This window comes from Ralstonia sp. AU12-08 (assembly GCF_000442475.1).
Classification (GTDB): Bacteria; Pseudomonadota; Gammaproteobacteria; order Burkholderiales; family Burkholderiaceae; genus Ralstonia; species Ralstonia insidiosa.
On sequence record NZ_ASZV01000042.1, the window covers coordinates 54,458 to 67,929 of the forward strand.

The window sequence follows — 13,472 nt, forward strand, 5'->3', positions numbered from 1 at the left end:
GGCGGCGTCTTTCCTTCAACCCTTTCCCCACAACCTTCGCTCTGAGAGCAACACACCATGGCCTCCCTGGGTTTTACCGACGTTGTCGGTCTGGTCGGCGTCGCCGCTTATGTTTCTGCGCACTTCGGCGTGCAGGTCTTGCATAAATCGCCAACCAGCGCATTTGCCGTCCGGCTCAACATGATCGGGCCGATCTGCATCCTGATTTCGCTGATGGGTTCATTCAACCTGTCATCGTTCCTGACGCAATTCTTCTGGCTTGCGTTGACGCTGATGGGCTGGTGGCGGAACAAGCAGGCAGGGCGGCCGGTGGCGGAAGCGCCTGGCGCGCCGCGCCCAGGGCAGCCAGCGCAGCAATAGGTTCGTGTTGTTTTGGCAAGACCGCGCTTTCGAGCGCGGTTTTTTTTCGCTCGCGCTATTAGCCGAATGCAGCGATCACGGCATCGATGAAGCTGGGCAGCTTGGGCGTCGGCCGCCGGTCGGGCGAGTAGAGCAGGTGGATCGGCCGAGACGGCGGTTCATCATCGGCGAGCAGCAGGACCAGCCTGCCGCTCGAAAGATATTTCTGCATCGGCTGCAGGCTGATGCCCAACCCTTCGAGCGCCGCCATGCGCAGCCCGGCGCCGTTGTCGATCGAGAAGCGGCTTTTCACGCGCACCGCATGTTCCGGCCCATGTGCATTGGTGAACTGCCAGTCGAGCGCGGTGGGCAGCGCCCAGTATGCAAAGCCCAGGCATTCGTGCTCGGCCAGTTCGCTCGGATGCCGCGGCGTACCGTGCACGGCCAGAGGTACGCGGGCGAGGTACACACCACCAACCGATACGACATCAATGCCTGCGCGATCAGGCCGGAGTCGGCCAGCGGCGCGATGCGGGTCACCGCGTCATTGGCTTCGTCCACCACATCGACGTATTGATGCTGCTTTTGGAACTATCGTTTAGGACGTTTCTTATTTTGTCGGTGGTGGCAACTATCTATTCTGATCTCAAGCGCGACACGTTGAGCGCCACCGAATATCCAGCCATATAAGGAACCGACCATGAACACTCGTCTCTCCCGCAACACCCTCTTGACCCTAGTGGCCGCCGTGTCCGCTTCTGCCGCACTGCTGGCCCAACCGGCCGTCGCCGAACAGACGAAGGCCGACCCGTACACGCAAGGTGCCGTCGCCAAGGCCGATCCGTACACGGATGGCGCCGCCGCCAAGGTCGACCCGTACACCGATGGTGCCGATCGCCAGGCCGACACTTATGGCTACCTGTCGTGGAACCGCGATACGACGTATCCGACGACTTCTGACGCGCGTGCCTGATCCGGTCGCTTAAAAAAAGAAAAAGCCCTGGAGGTGAAACCCAGGGCTTTTCTGTTTGCGCGGCATTTTGCACGCGGCGATCTGACGACGCCGGCTCTGTGCACCAAGTTGCCGTGATGCGGTGAGCATGTGATGCAAGCGCCTCTGCACCAATGTCTGCTGCGTTGGCATATTGTTGATAATGGAAGAACAGTCTTTTCTTTGAAGTGCCATTTATTCTTCGGTGGCAACGATCTATTCTCACCTCAAGCGCAACGAACTGAGCGCAACCGAACATCCAGGCACATAAAAGGAGCCGATCATGAACACCCGTCTCGCAACCGCTTTCTCCCGCAACACCCTGCTGGCCCTGGTGGCCACTGTGTCCGCTTCTGCTGCACTGCTGTCGGCCCAACCGGCTGCAGCTGCCGTGCAAAGCGCTGATCCCTACACGCAAGGCGCTGTCGCCAAGGCTGACCCCTACACACAGGGCGCCGCCGCCAAGTACGACGTCTACACGCAAGGCGCCGATCGCCGGGCCGATACCTACGGCTACCTGTCGTGGAAGGGTGACCGCTTCGACCCGTACACCCAAGGTGCCGTCGGTAAGGCCGACCCGTACACCGATGGCGCTATCGCCAAGGCTGATCCGTACACGGACGGCGCTGCTGCCAAGTTCGACCCGTACACCCAAGGCGCTGACCGTCAAGCCGACACCTATGGTTACCTGTCGTGGAACGGCGATGCTTCGTATCCGAAGGACGCTGCTTCGAACGTCTAATCGAACTGCACCAAAGCAAAAGGGCCTTGGGTTTCACCCCAAGGCCCTTTTTGTTTGTGCAGCGTTTCCGCTGGTCGATCAGACCACGCCGGCTTCGTGCGCTTGCTGATCGGCGTGGTACGAGCTGCGCACCATGGCGCCCACGGCGGCGTGCGTGAAGCCCATCTCGTAGGCCTTCTCTTCGAACATCTTGAAGGTGTCCGGATGCACGTAGCGCAGCACCGGCAGGTGGTGGCCGGACGGCGCCAGGTACTGGCCGATGGTCAGCATGTCGATGTCGTGCTCGCGCATGTCGCGCATGACTTCGAGGATTTCCTCGTCCGTCTCGCCCAGGCCGACCATCAGGCCGGACTTGGTCGGCACATTCGGGTTGCGGGCCTTGAAGTCCTTCAGCAGCTTGAGCGAGTGCGCGTAGTCGGCGCCCGGGCGAGCCTGCTTGTACAGGCGCGGCACGGTTTCGAGGTTGTGGTTCATCACGTCCGGCGGGCATGCCTGGAGGATGTCCAGCGCCTTTTCCAGGCGGCCGCGGAAGTCCGGCACCAGCACTTCGATGCGGGTGGCCGGCGAAAGCGCGCGCGTACGCGAGATGCAATCCACGTAATGCTGGGCGCCGCCGTCACGCAGATCGTCGCGGTCGACGCTGGTGATGACAACGTAGTTGAGCTTGAGCTGGGCGATGGTCTTGGCCAGGTTTTCCGGCTCGTTCACGTCGAGCGGGTCCGGGCGGCCGTGGCCGACGTCGCAGAACGGGCAACGGCGCGTGCACTTGTCGCCCATGATCATGAACGTGGCCGTGCCCTTGCCAAAGCATTCGCCGATGTTCGGGCAGCTGGCCTCTTCGCACACCGTCACGAGGTTGTTGGCGCGCAGGATGTCCTTGATCTCGTAGAAGCGCGAGTTGCCGGTGGCGGCACGCACGCGGATCCAGTCCGGCTTCTTGAGCTTTTCGGCCGGCACGATCTTGATGGGGATGCGCGCGGTCTTGTCGAGCGACTTCTGCTTAGCGGTGGCGTCGTACGGTTTGTTCGACGGGGCTGCAGAGGTTTCGGCGACAGTGGCGCCGGTGGCGGAATCGGTCATCGTGTTCTCCGCGTGCGCTTGTGACACACGCTTGGGTCGGCTGCATGCCGGTCGCTAGGCGCTAGCGGCTTCGGCAGGTTGCGCTTGCGCGCGTTGCTGCAATTGGGCGACCAGCGCATTGGCCAGGTCGCGGGAAACGGGTTGCCAGTCGCTTGCATCGACCGTGCGCCCGGACGCATCGTGGGCACCAGCGGTCACCATGTCGACGGTTTCCAGGCCGGCATAGCCACACGGGTTGATCTGCGTGAAGGGCGACAGGTCCATCGCCAGGTTCAGGCTCACGCCGTGGTAGCTGCAGCCGTTGCGGATCTTCAGCCCCAGCGCAGCGATCTTGGCGCCAGCATGCGGCCCGCCCGACAGGTAGATGCCGGGGGCGCCAGCCTTGCGTTCGGAGGCGACATTATACGTGGCGAGCGTCTCGATGACGGCCGCTTCAATGGCATCGACCAGCGCCTTCACGAACAGCCCGCGGCGGCGCAGATCCAGCAAGAGGTAGGCAACGACTTGGCCGGGGCCGTGGTAAGTGATCTGTCCGCCACGGTCGACTTTGACCAACGGGATGTTGCCGGGGGCCAACAGATGTGCCGGATCACCGGCCAGACCGAGCGTGAACACCGGCGGGTGTTCGACCAGCCAGATCGTGTCGGGGGTGTCGGGGCCGCCGGGTTTGTTGCGGTTGGCGGTGAACGTCTGCATCGCGTCGAAGCACTCGGCGTAGTCCTGAAGGCCGCGTTCGACGATGTCAATCGGAATCATGCTCGCGAGTGTATCGCAGGGCCGCCGATGGCGCCGGGGCGCCTTTGCCCAGTCGGCTCGTAGGGTTGGCCCAAAAAACGATGCCGGTGCGATGGGAGGCATCGCACCGGCATCGGGCTTTCGCGGCATCGGCCGCAAAAGGAGGCTAAAACAGGTCCGGCGTGCTCAGGTGGCCAGCTCAGGCCGCCACGATCGGCGTTTCGACGTGCTCATTCCAGCCGAGCGCGGCCAGCGTATGCCGCCAGCCATCCGTCACGTGCCACGGTTTGCGCGGCATGTGGCCATCTACCGCTTCCATCGCCAGCGACACCGGGCCGGCGGCTTTCGGATCGACCGAGACAACGATTTCCTCGCCGCGCGTGACGGCGACGCTGCCGCCAGCGTGCAGCCATTCGTCGCCGGCTTTGTTCTCGTGCGTGACCCACACGTCACGGCCAAAAGCTTCTTCAACCCGCAGGTTCTGGTTCGCTGGCATGCGCAGTGCCACCACTTCGCCGGGTTGGAGAGTGAATACAATTTTTGTTAGTACAGCTTTCATGATCGGCTCCTTCACGGCATCGAGGCGGGGCCTGCCGTGGAAGTAGTCTAGGTGGTTGGTTGCCTAGTACAAAACGATATATATTGTTGTCTTTGATAGCCTAGCTCACATAGAGATAAGAAGCAGCACAACAAAATCCGGAGGGAATATGACGGAGATCCGCGAACCGATGCGCCTGCCCCCGCTGGGCGCACTGCGGGTGTTCGAGGCGGCGGCCCGCTATGAGAGTTTTTCGCGCGCGGCGACGGAGTTGTTCGTCACGCACGGCGCGGTCAGCCACCAGATGCGCGCATTGGAGGAAGATCTCGGTGTGCCGCTGTTCGAGCGGCGCGGCAAGCGCGTCACGCTCACCCATGCGGGCCGTGTCTACGCCGATCGCGTGCGCGAGGCGCTTGACCAGATCGCCCAGGCCACGCACCAGTTGCGCGCCGGCAACCGTGACAACCGTCTGGCCATCAGCACCATGCCCTCGTTTGCCGCGCGCTGGCTCACACCGCATATCGGCACCTTCATCGAAAAGCACCCCGAACTGGAGGTGGAGTTGTTCTCCAGCCCCGCGCTGGTCGATTTCGGGCGTGAAGAGGTGGATGTGGCGTTGCGCATGGGCTCGGGCAACTACCCGGGGCTGTATGTGGAGAAGCTGCTCGACGACGTGTTCTTCCCGATCTGCAGCCCGTCGTACAACGGTGGCCGCCTGCCGCGCACGCTGGCCGAGATGGCGGGCATGACCCTGCTGCGCAGCGAGGGCGAGGATTGGACGCCCTGGTTCGAGGCCGCTGGCATGGAGGGGTTTGTCGAGCCGCGTGGCGGGCTGATGTTCCAGGATTCATCGCTGCTGCTGCAGGCCGCGGCGGCCGGGCAGGGCATTGCACTGATCCGTCCGACGCTGGCGTTCAACGAGTTGCTTGCGGGCCGCGTGGTGCGCCTGTTCGAGACGACGACGCCGTGCCCGTGGAACTACTACTTTGTCTGCCCCCACAGCGCGCTGCAAACGCCCAAGATGCAGGCGTTCCGTGCGTGGCTGCTACCGGAGATTGCCGCGTTCAAGCTCAAGCTGGAGCGGTTGATGGATGACAACACCGTCTGCCTGGGCCACGTCGCCAAAGGGTGATGCCGGATCGGCTTCGCAAATGCAAACGCCCCGGCATGACCGGGGCGTTTTGTTTGGTGCGCGAGGCGCCTTACAGCACGATCTTGACCATCGGGTGGCTGGTCAGCGCCTGGTACAGCGCATCGAGCTGCTCACGGCTGGTGGCGCGCACGATCACCGTCAGGCCGAGGTAGTTGCCGCTCGACGACGGGCGCATTTCCAAGCGACCGGCGTGGAACTCCGGATCGTGCTGCTGCACCAGCTTGACGATCGTCTCGGCAAAATCATCCTGCATCGCCCCCATCACCTTGATGGGGAAGTCGCTCGGATACTCGATCAGCGATTGCTCGGGCGGGATGTGGCCCGGCGGCGGGGGTGTGTGCGAAGAGGTCATGTCGAAGTAAATGGGGTCGATTACTTCTTTTTAAACCACAGCTTGACCGTGTCGATCGTGCGGCCGATGAAGCCGGCTTCCGGCACGGCTTCCAGCGCCACCACCGGGAATTCCGACACCACGGTCGAGCCGTCCATCACCTTGACCGTGCCGAGCTGCTGGCCCTGCGTGATCGGGGCGATCAGCGGGTCCTTGCGCTCCAGCACCGGCTTCAGGCGAGCACCTGCGCCCTTGGGCACGGTGATCCACTTGTCTTCGGCCACGCCCAGCTTCACGGTCTTGGCCTGGCCCTTGTACACATCAGGCGTCTGCAGCGGCGCCTGGGCTTGGTACAGGCGCACGGTGTCGAAGAACTGGTAGCCGTAGTTCAGGACCTTCAGGCTTTCCTGCGTGCGGATGCCGTCGCTCTTGGTGCCGATGATGACCGACAGCAGGCGGCGATTCGCACCCGGCACATCCGGCAGCGGACGGTTGGCCGACGTGACCAGGCAGTACCCGGCCGACTTGGTGTGGCCGGTCTTGCCGCCGTCAACGGTCGGGTCGAGCCACAGCAGGCGGTTGCGGTTGGGCTGCTTGATGTTGTTATAGGTGAATTCCTTCTGCGAGTAGAACTTGTAGTCCTGCGGGAAATCCTTGATCAGTGCCGACGTCAGGATCGAAAGATCACGTGCGGTGGAATAGTGGTTCGGGTCGGGCAGGCCGGCGGCGTTGGCGAAGTGCGTGTTCTTCATGCCCAGGCGCTGCGCTTCGCGGTTCATCAGCATCACGAAGTTGGTCTCCGTGCCGCCCACGGCTTCGGCCAGCACCAGCGCGGCATCGTTGCCCGATTGCACGATCAGGCCCTGCGTCATCTCGCGCACCGAAGCGGGCTTGCCCGGCTCCAGGAACATGCGTGACTCATCTGTCTTGACGGTGCGCACGGTCTCCGTGGGCGTGATCATCTGGTCGTACTTGAGCTTGCCGTCGCGCACGGCTTCAAAGACCAGGTAGGCCGTCATCAGCTTGGTGAGCGAGGCGGGCTCAATGCGCTCATCCATATTGGCGCCAGCGAGCACCTGGCCGCTGGTCACGTCAGTCAGCATCCACGAGCGGGCCGCGACTTGCGGGGCAGGCACGGACTGCGCCGCGACCGGCAACGCCGTGACAAGCGTGGCTGCGGCAACAACGGTGACAGCGGCGGAAGAGAAGGCGGAAGCGGTGAAACGGGTCTGCATGGCGGGTCCTGCGGTCTGCTTGAGGAGGGTGTATCTACGATGCCGCGCACGGGGGGAGGCGCGGCATCCGGAAAAACAAAGGGGTTAGGGCCGTGGCGCCCAGGCGCCGGTAATGAGCTGCTTGATCAGATGCAGCTTGCGGTGGAAGAAATGATCTGCGCCCGGGATGACGATGACAGGCAGCTCCTGCGGTCGCGCCCAATTGAGCACGTCGATGAGCGGCACGGTGTCGTCCTGCTCGCCGTGGATGACGATGGTGTCGGCCGGCACCGGTGCCACGTCCCAGCGCGAGGTGGCGGTGCCGACCAGCGCCAGGCGCTCGGCGGGCGTGCCGGCCTCGGCCAGGTGGCGTGCCACCTGCGAGATGACGAAGCTGCCAAACGAGAAGCCGCCCAGTGCCAGCGGCAGCGTGGCCACATCGGCTGACCATTCGGTTTGCGTACGCATCCAGTCGAGCACCGCCAGCACGTCGTCCTGCTCGCCGATACCGTTGTCGTGCGTGCCTTCGGTCTTGCCCACGCCGCGGAAGTTCAGGCGCACCGTCACGTAGCCGAGGCCGACGAAGGTGCGTGCCAAGGTCTGCGCGACCTTGTTGTCCTTGGTGCCGCCAAACAGCGGGTGCGGATGGCCAACCAGGGCCAGGCCACGCGGTGCGCCCATGGTCGCATCGGGCAGGTCAATCGACAGGTCGATCTGTCCGACCGGGCCGGGGATCAGGCGTTCTTCGGTATGCACGTTCATGGAAATACAGATGCGCGGATGCAGTCAGACTCAAGCGGCTCAGGCGTTGGCAGGGCGATCGACCATCAGCCGTTCGACCGGTTTGCCGTCAATCAGGTGGCTCTGGATGATCTCGTCGATGTCTTCTTTGTCAACGAAGGTGTACCAGACGGCCTCGGGGTAGACCACCATGACCGGGCCGAGTTCGCAGCGGTCGAGACAGCCGGCCTTGTTGATGCGCACGCGGCCTTCGCCGTTGATGCCGAGCTCCTTGCAGCGCTTCTTGGCGTATTCCTGCATGGCCTTGGCGCCAAAGTCGGCACAACAGCGCGAGCCGTCCTCGCGTTCGTTCAGGCAGAAGAAAACGTGGTGCTGGTAGTGGCTGCTCATGGGCGGACAGGACTGGCTCAGAGGGCTGAGGTGACGGCGCACGGGGCAGGATCTGGAAGGTTTCCAGGCACCGGGCGCACAGTGTGGATTTGCGTAACGAGCCGGCATTATACGGCCCCAAGGTGGCGACTTCCCGTGAGTTGGCCGCGCGATGCTGCGTCGCAACACGTTTTCCGGATGTCTGGACGCCCGTGTGCGCGGATTCCGGGATTGACGACGGGTGGGCTGGGTGCCATCGTAAGCACACCAGGCTGGCGCTAGGTGGCACAAGGGCTGGCGGGTTGTTGGTCAAGAAAATCAACACTGGCATAGCCCTTGCGATAAAGAACGCCCTGCCGCGGGAAACGCCGGATGCGTCGGCGTGGCAAGGCAGGAGAGAGACCACACCAGGGCGGGTCGGACCGGGCGAGCAGTTGAGCGCACGGCCGGTCTGTGACACTCGAGGAAGACATGAAAAAACCGTTCTACAAAATCCTGTACGTACAGGTGCTGACGGCCATCGTCATCGGCGTTCTGCTGGGCCATTACTCGCCCGAACTGGCCGTGAAGATGAAGCCGCTGGGCGATGGCTTCATCCAACTGATCAAGATGGTGATCGGGCCGATCATCTTCTGTACGGTCGTCTCCGGCATTGCCGGCATGCGCGACATGAAGAAGGTGGGTCGCGTGGGCGGCAAGGCGCTGCTCTACTTCGAGGTTGTCTCGACCTTCGCGCTGATCATCGGTCTGGCCGCTGGCCACATCTTCAACCCGGGCCACGGCTTCAACGTGGACGTAAACACCATCGACGCCAAGGCCGTGGCGCAGTACGCCGCCAAGGCGCAATCGGCCAGCACGGTCGACTTCCTGCTGAACATCATCCCGAGCACGGTGGTGGATGCCTTCGCCAAGGGCGACATCCTGCAGATCCTGCTGATCGCGCTGCTGTTTGGTGGTGCGCTCTCGGCCATGGGTGAACGCGCGCAGATGGTCACGGACTTCATCGATCAGATCTCGCACGTGTTCTTCCGCATCGTGCACGTCATCACGCGCGTGGCCCCGATCGGCGCGTTCGGTGCGATGGCCTTCACCATCGGCAAGTACGGCGTGATCTCGCTGGTGCCGCTGCTCAAGCTGGTCGGCACGTTCTATCTGACAGCCATCATTTTCGTGGTGGTGGTGCTGGGCATCATTGCGCGGCTGGTTGGCTTCAACATCTTCCGCTTTGTCGCGTACATCAAGGAAGAGCTGCTGATCGTGCTGGGCACGAGCTCGTCGGAATCGGCGCTGCCGCACCTGATGGAAAAGATGGAGAAGCTGGGCTGCTCGAAGTCGGTGGTGGGCCTGGTGGTTCCGACCGGATATTCGTTCAACCTGGACGGCACCAACATCTACATGACGATGGCGGTGATCTTTATCTCGCAGGCGCTGAACATCGAGCTGACCTGGACGCAGCAACTGACCATCCTGGCCGTTGCCATGCTGACCTCGAAGGGCGCATCGGGCATCACTGGTGCGGGCTTCATCACGCTGGCGGCCACGCTGGCCGTGGTGCCGGATATTCCGGTGGCAGGCATGGTGCTGATTCTCGGTATCGACCGCTTCATGAGCGAGTGCCGCGCGCTGACCAACATTACCGGCAACGGTGTGGCCTGCGTGGTGATCTCGGCGTGGGAACGCGAGCTGGATCGCGCCAAGCTGGCTCGCGTGCTATCGGGCAACCGCAGCGACGAAGGCGTGCCGGCCACCCCGGCAGCCTGATCGGGCAACACTGGCAGGCGCCCGCGGGCGCCGCCGCTTGAAAGCGTATGATTGCGGGGCCCGTCTTCCAGGCGGCCCCGCTTCTTATTTGGAGCGCCTCGCTCGTGACACGCACGACGGCCCGAGTGGATGGAGCGGCTTTGGAAGACACGGCAGGGATCTCAGCCCCCGCACGCTCCGCCGCCCACCTCCAACCGATGTCCGATCCTGATTTCTCGTTCACCAGCGCCTCCGGCTCGCGACGCGGGTTCTGGTGGCTGGTGGCGGCCGGGCTTGTGGCGCTGATGACCGTGGTGTGCGCGACCACCTTTGTGGTGACGTGGAACCGCGGTCTCGCGCAGGCGCAACAAGCCGCCGGCGGCCGTGTCGACCGCTACGCCGCCAACCTCAAGAGCACACTCGACCGCTACGAGTACCTGCCGGCGCTGGTGGCGCTGCATCCGTTCATTCACGATCTGCTGGCCAACCCGACGCTGGCCAACGTCGAACGCGCCAACCGCTACCTGCGCGAGGTCAATGACCGCGCACACGCCACCGCCACGTACGTGATTGCCCCCAGCGGCAGGGCGATGGCGGCTTCCAACTACAACCAACCCGACAGTTTTGTCGGCGCGGAATACCTGTTCCGGCCGTATTTCCAGCAGGCGGCGGCGGGCCACGTCGGACGCTTCTACGGCATCGGCATCACGCGCGAAGAGCCGGGCTACTACATCTCGCAACCCGTCATGCAAGACGGCCGCGTGATTGGCGTGACGGTGGTCAAGCTCAACCTCGAATGGTTTGGCCGCGCCAGTCACGATGCGTCGGAGCCGGTGATGGTGGCCGACGAGAACGGCGTAATCTTCCTGTCCTCCGTGCCGGCGTGGCAGTACCGCACGGTGGAGCCCCTGACGCCGCATCTGCAGGCGCAGCTGGAATCCACCCGCCAGTACTACCGCAAGCAGATCACGCCGCTGCCGCTGCAGCCCGAGGCACCGGCGTTTCTGCGCTTGACCGGGCGCTTGCCCGAGGGCGCCGAGCTCGTGCGCATCGGCGAGCGTCTGAATGCGACGCGCTATCTGCAGGTCTCGCGCGATCTGGTCGAACCGGACTGGACGCTGATGTATCTCACGCCCGTCGACCCGGTGATGAGTGCCGCGCGCAGCGCCACGGTGGCCGCCGCATTTGCCTTTGCGTTTGCATGCCTGCTGCTGTTCTATTGGCGCCAGCGCCGTCTGCGCATGATGGAAATGCTGCGCAGCCGCAGGATGCTCGAAACTGCGTACGACCAGCTCGAACGCCGCGTCGAAGACCGCACGGCCGACCTGATGGCCACCAACGAGCAGCTCCAGCACGAGATCATCGACCGCACGCGCGCCGAGGCCGAATTGCGCGCCACGCAAGACGAACTCGTACAGGCCAGCAAGCTCGCCGCGCTGGGCCAGATGGCCGCCGGCATCACGCACGAACTGAACCAGCCGCTGGCCGCGCTGCGCACGTTCTCTGACAACACCCGCATCCTGTTGGAGCGCGGTCAGCACGGCGCCGCCACCGACAACCTGCAGGCCATTGCCGACCTGACCGAGCGCATGGGCAAGATCACCGCGCAGCTCAAGCTGTTTGCAGGACGCTCGCGCCGCAAGCATAGCGATGTGCAGGTACGCGTGGCGCTTGATCACTCGCTGGCGCTGCTGCGTCCGCGCCTGGGCGACGTGCGGCTCGAACTGCACTGGCGCGTGCCCGAAGTCGAAGCCATCGTTCGCGCCGATGAACTGAAGCTTGAGCAGGTCCTCATCAACCTGATCGGCAACGCGCTGGATGCCATCGGCGCCAACGACGCCGAGCGCCCAGGCCGCATCGACATCGACATTGGTCCCGCCGAGGGCATGCCGTCGCAACTGAGTATTGCCGTACGTGACAATGGCGCCGGCATTCCCCCCGATGCCATGCCGCACCTGTTCGAGCCCTTCTTCACCACCAAGGAGATCGGCCAGGGCCTGGGCCTGGGGCTGGCGATTTCCACCAGCATTGCGCGCGACTTCGGTGGCTCACTCTCGGCAACGAACGTACCGGGTGGCGGCGCGCAATTTACGCTGACACTGGTACGCGCCGAGGTGACCTCGGCCACTCTATCCTGACCTGTTTCTCATACACAGACGACCCATGTCCGAAGGCTTGAACGTTCTCTTCATCGAAGACGACCCGCCTGTGCGCCAGGCCACCGCGCAGAGCCTGGAGCTGGCCGGCTTCAACGTGCAGGCGTTCGGTAGCGCCGAAGAAGCCGTCGGCAAGATCGACGCGAACTTCCCCGGCGTGGTGGTGAGCGACCTGCGCTTGCCAGGCGCCAGCGGCATGGACGTGCTCGCGCATTGCCAGTCGTTCGGCACGGGGATTCCCGTGGTGCTCGTCACCGGCCACGGCGACATCACCATGGCCGTGCAGGCGATGCGCGATGGCGCGTTCGACTTTATCGAGAAGCCGTTTCCCGCCGAACGCCTGACCGAGACCGTGCGCCGCGCCGTCGAGCGCCGCGCGCTGGAGTTGGAAAACCGCGCACTGCGCCGCGAGCTGGCCGGGCCGGCAGCGGGCACGCGCATCATCGGGCGCTCGCCCGCGATGGGTGCCGTACGCGCGCTGATCGAGAACGTGGCGACCACGGATGCGCCGGTGCTCATCAACGGCGAGACCGGCACCGGCAAGGAGCTGGTCGCACGCAGCCTGCACATGCTGTCGCCGCGTCATGACAAGCCGTTCATCGCGCTCAATTGCGGCGCGGTGCCCGAGCAGATTTTCGAGAGCGAGATGTTTGGCCACGAAGCCGGCGCCTTCACGGGTGCAGGCAAGCGGCGCATCGGCAAGCTGGAGCACGCTTCGGGCGGCACGCTGTTCCTCGACGAGATCGAGAGCATGCCGATCGCGCTGCAGGTGAAGCTGCTGCGCGTGCTGCAGGAAGGCGCGCTGGAGCGGCTGGGCTCGAACGTTTCGGTACGCATCGACGTACGTATCGTGGCGGCTGCCAAGGGCGACATGGAAGCGCTGATCGACGCGGGCGGTTTCCGGCGCGACCTGTACTACCGCTTGAACGTGGTCGCCATCGACCTGCCGCCACTGCGCGAGCGCCGCGAAGACATCATCCCGCTGTTCGAGCACTTCCTGCTCGAAGCCGCCGTGCGCTACCAGCGCCCGCTGCCGATGCTGGCTGAGCGCCAGCGCCACGAGCTGATGCAATCGAGCTGGCCTGGTAACGTGCGCGAGTTGCGCAACGCGGCGGACCGTCTCGTGCTTGGCGTCGGCCGCACGCCAGTGGTGACGGACGCGTCGGAAGACGGCATGCCGCTCAAGGAGCGTGTCGAGCGGTATGAACGTACGGTGATTGCTGAAACGCTGGCGCGCACGGGTGGTTCAGTGCACCAGGCGGCGGACATCCTGCAGGTGGGCCGTGCGACGCTGTACGACAAGATCAAGCGGTACGGCCTTTGACGCAGCACGCCTGCAAACC

The 13,472-nt window shown here is 64.0% G+C and carries 15 protein-coding genes; 7 read left to right on the forward strand and 8 right to left on the reverse strand.

What is annotated here, in order from left to right:
• Positions 1-57 precede the first annotated feature (57 nt).
• Positions 58-360 (forward strand): CBU_0592 family membrane protein, encoded by a 303-nt coding sequence (locus tag C404_RS49695; protein ID WP_021196288.1) that lies wholly within the window; start codon positions 58-60, stop codon positions 358-360.
• A gap of 58 nt (positions 361-418) precedes the next feature.
• Here the strand turns inward: C404_RS49695 and C404_RS49700 are convergent, their stop codons facing one another.
• Positions 419-808, reverse strand: a complete 390-nt coding sequence (locus C404_RS49700) for a LysR substrate-binding domain-containing protein (protein ID WP_052027482.1) — start codon at positions 806-808, stop codon at positions 419-421.
• Between the two features lie 231 nt (positions 809-1,039).
• Between C404_RS49700 and C404_RS49705 the strand changes: the two genes are divergently transcribed.
• Positions 1,040-1,312 carry a hypothetical protein gene (locus C404_RS49705; RefSeq protein WP_031329795.1) on the forward strand — a complete coding sequence of 91 codons (273 nt, stop codon included), beginning with the start codon at positions 1,040-1,042 and terminating at the stop codon, positions 1,310-1,312.
• A 301-nt stretch (positions 1,313-1,613) separates the two neighbouring features.
• Positions 1,614-2,072 carry a hypothetical protein gene (locus tag C404_RS49710; RefSeq protein ID WP_021196290.1) on the forward strand — a complete coding sequence of 153 codons (459 nt, stop codon included), beginning with the start codon at positions 1,614-1,616 and terminating at the stop codon, positions 2,070-2,072.
• Between the two features lie 78 nt (positions 2,073-2,150).
• Here C404_RS49710 and lipA read toward each other — a convergent pair whose 3' ends face one another.
• From lipA to C404_RS49725, 3 genes are all read right to left on the reverse strand, one after another.
• On the reverse strand, positions 2,151-3,152 hold the full coding sequence (gene lipA, locus C404_RS49715; protein ID WP_021196291.1) for a lipoyl synthase: 1,002 nt from the start codon (positions 3,150-3,152) through the stop codon (positions 2,151-2,153).
• Between the two features lie 54 nt (positions 3,153-3,206).
• Positions 3,207-3,908, reverse strand: a complete 702-nt coding sequence (gene lipB / locus C404_RS49720) for a lipoyl(octanoyl) transferase LipB (protein ID WP_021196292.1) — start codon at positions 3,906-3,908, stop codon at positions 3,207-3,209.
• A gap of 178 nt (positions 3,909-4,086) precedes the next feature.
• Complete coding sequence (locus tag C404_RS49725; RefSeq protein WP_021196293.1) at positions 4,087-4,446, reverse strand: DUF2917 domain-containing protein; 360 nt, start codon at positions 4,444-4,446, stop codon at positions 4,087-4,089.
• Positions 4,447-4,594: 148 nt separating this feature from the next.
• Here C404_RS49725 and C404_RS49730 point away from each other — a divergent pair, with 148 nt between their 5' ends.
• Positions 4,595-5,557: a transcriptional regulator GcvA gene (locus C404_RS49730; protein WP_021196294.1), complete on the forward strand. Its 963-nt coding sequence runs from the start codon at positions 4,595-4,597 to the stop codon at positions 5,555-5,557.
• A gap of 70 nt (positions 5,558-5,627) precedes the next feature.
• Here C404_RS49730 and C404_RS49735 read toward each other — a convergent pair whose 3' ends face one another.
• The 4 genes from C404_RS49735 to C404_RS49750 all read right to left on the reverse strand — a co-directional run bounded on the left by C404_RS49735 (position 5,628) and on the right by C404_RS49750 (position 8,254).
• Entirely contained in the window at positions 5,628-5,930 is a 303-nt protein-coding gene (locus C404_RS49735) for a DUF493 family protein (RefSeq protein WP_021196295.1), read from the reverse strand.
• Between the two features lie 20 nt (positions 5,931-5,950).
• The gene (locus tag C404_RS49740) at positions 5,951-7,144 is read right to left on the reverse strand and encodes a D-alanyl-D-alanine carboxypeptidase family protein (RefSeq protein WP_021196296.1); all 1,194 of its coding nucleotides are present in this window, start codon (positions 7,142-7,144) and stop codon (positions 5,951-5,953) included.
• A gap of 84 nt (positions 7,145-7,228) precedes the next feature.
• Positions 7,229-7,885 (reverse strand): alpha/beta hydrolase, encoded by a 657-nt coding sequence (locus C404_RS49745; RefSeq protein WP_021196297.1) that lies wholly within the window; start codon positions 7,883-7,885, stop codon positions 7,229-7,231.
• 39 nt (positions 7,886-7,924) lie between these two features.
• Positions 7,925-8,254, reverse strand: a complete 330-nt coding sequence (locus C404_RS49750) for a (2Fe-2S) ferredoxin domain-containing protein (protein WP_021196298.1) — start codon at positions 8,252-8,254, stop codon at positions 7,925-7,927.
• 450 nt (positions 8,255-8,704) lie between these two features.
• On the opposite strand from C404_RS49750, the gene C404_RS49755 reads away from it, so the two are divergent.
• From C404_RS49755 to C404_RS49765, 3 genes are all read left to right on the forward strand, one after another.
• Positions 8,705-9,994: a dicarboxylate/amino acid:cation symporter gene (locus tag C404_RS49755; protein WP_021196299.1), complete on the forward strand. Its 1,290-nt coding sequence runs from the start codon at positions 8,705-8,707 to the stop codon at positions 9,992-9,994.
• 197 nt (positions 9,995-10,191) lie between these two features.
• Positions 10,192-12,111, forward strand: coding sequence for a sensor histidine kinase (locus C404_RS49760; RefSeq protein WP_021196300.1), 1,920 nt, complete (start codon positions 10,192-10,194; stop codon positions 12,109-12,111).
• Positions 12,112-12,136: 25 nt separating this feature from the next.
• Positions 12,137-13,453, forward strand: a complete 1,317-nt coding sequence (locus C404_RS49765) for a sigma-54-dependent transcriptional regulator (RefSeq protein ID WP_021196301.1) — start codon at positions 12,137-12,139, stop codon at positions 13,451-13,453.
• Positions 13,454-13,472 lie beyond the last annotated feature (19 nt).

Bases quoted from the DNA above. Each gene is read 5' to 3' on its own strand.
- C404_RS49695 (WP_021196288.1), top strand. From the start codon at position 58: ATGGCCTCCCTGGGTTTTACCGACGTTGTCGGTCTGGTCGGCGTCGCC.
- C404_RS49705 (WP_031329795.1), top strand. From the start codon at position 1,040: ATGAACACTCGTCTCTCCCGCAACACCCTCTTGACCCTAGTGGCCGCC.
- C404_RS49710 (WP_021196290.1), top strand. From the start codon at position 1,614: ATGAACACCCGTCTCGCAACCGCTTTCTCCCGCAACACCCTGCTGGCC.
- lipA (WP_021196291.1), bottom strand. From the start codon at position 3,152: ATGACCGATTCCGCCACCGGCGCCACTGTCGCCGAAACCTCTGCAGCC.
- lipB (WP_021196292.1), bottom strand. From the start codon at position 3,908: ATGATTCCGATTGACATCGTCGAACGCGGCCTTCAGGACTACGCCGAG.
- C404_RS49725 (WP_021196293.1), bottom strand. From the start codon at position 4,446: ATGAAAGCTGTACTAACAAAAATTGTATTCACTCTCCAACCCGGCGAA.
- C404_RS49730 (WP_021196294.1), top strand. From the start codon at position 4,595: ATGACGGAGATCCGCGAACCGATGCGCCTGCCCCCGCTGGGCGCACTG.
- C404_RS49735 (WP_021196295.1), bottom strand. From the start codon at position 5,930: ATGACCTCTTCGCACACACCCCCGCCGCCGGGCCACATCCCGCCCGAG.
- C404_RS49740 (WP_021196296.1), bottom strand. From the start codon at position 7,144: ATGCAGACCCGTTTCACCGCTTCCGCCTTCTCTTCCGCCGCTGTCACC.
- C404_RS49745 (WP_021196297.1), bottom strand. From the start codon at position 7,885: ATGAACGTGCATACCGAAGAACGCCTGATCCCCGGCCCGGTCGGACAG.
- C404_RS49750 (WP_021196298.1), bottom strand. From the start codon at position 8,254: ATGAGCAGCCACTACCAGCACCACGTTTTCTTCTGCCTGAACGAACGC.
- C404_RS49755 (WP_021196299.1), top strand. From the start codon at position 8,705: ATGAAAAAACCGTTCTACAAAATCCTGTACGTACAGGTGCTGACGGCC.
- C404_RS49760 (WP_021196300.1), top strand. From the start codon at position 10,192: ATGTCCGATCCTGATTTCTCGTTCACCAGCGCCTCCGGCTCGCGACGC.
- C404_RS49765 (WP_021196301.1), top strand. From the start codon at position 12,137: ATGTCCGAAGGCTTGAACGTTCTCTTCATCGAAGACGACCCGCCTGTG.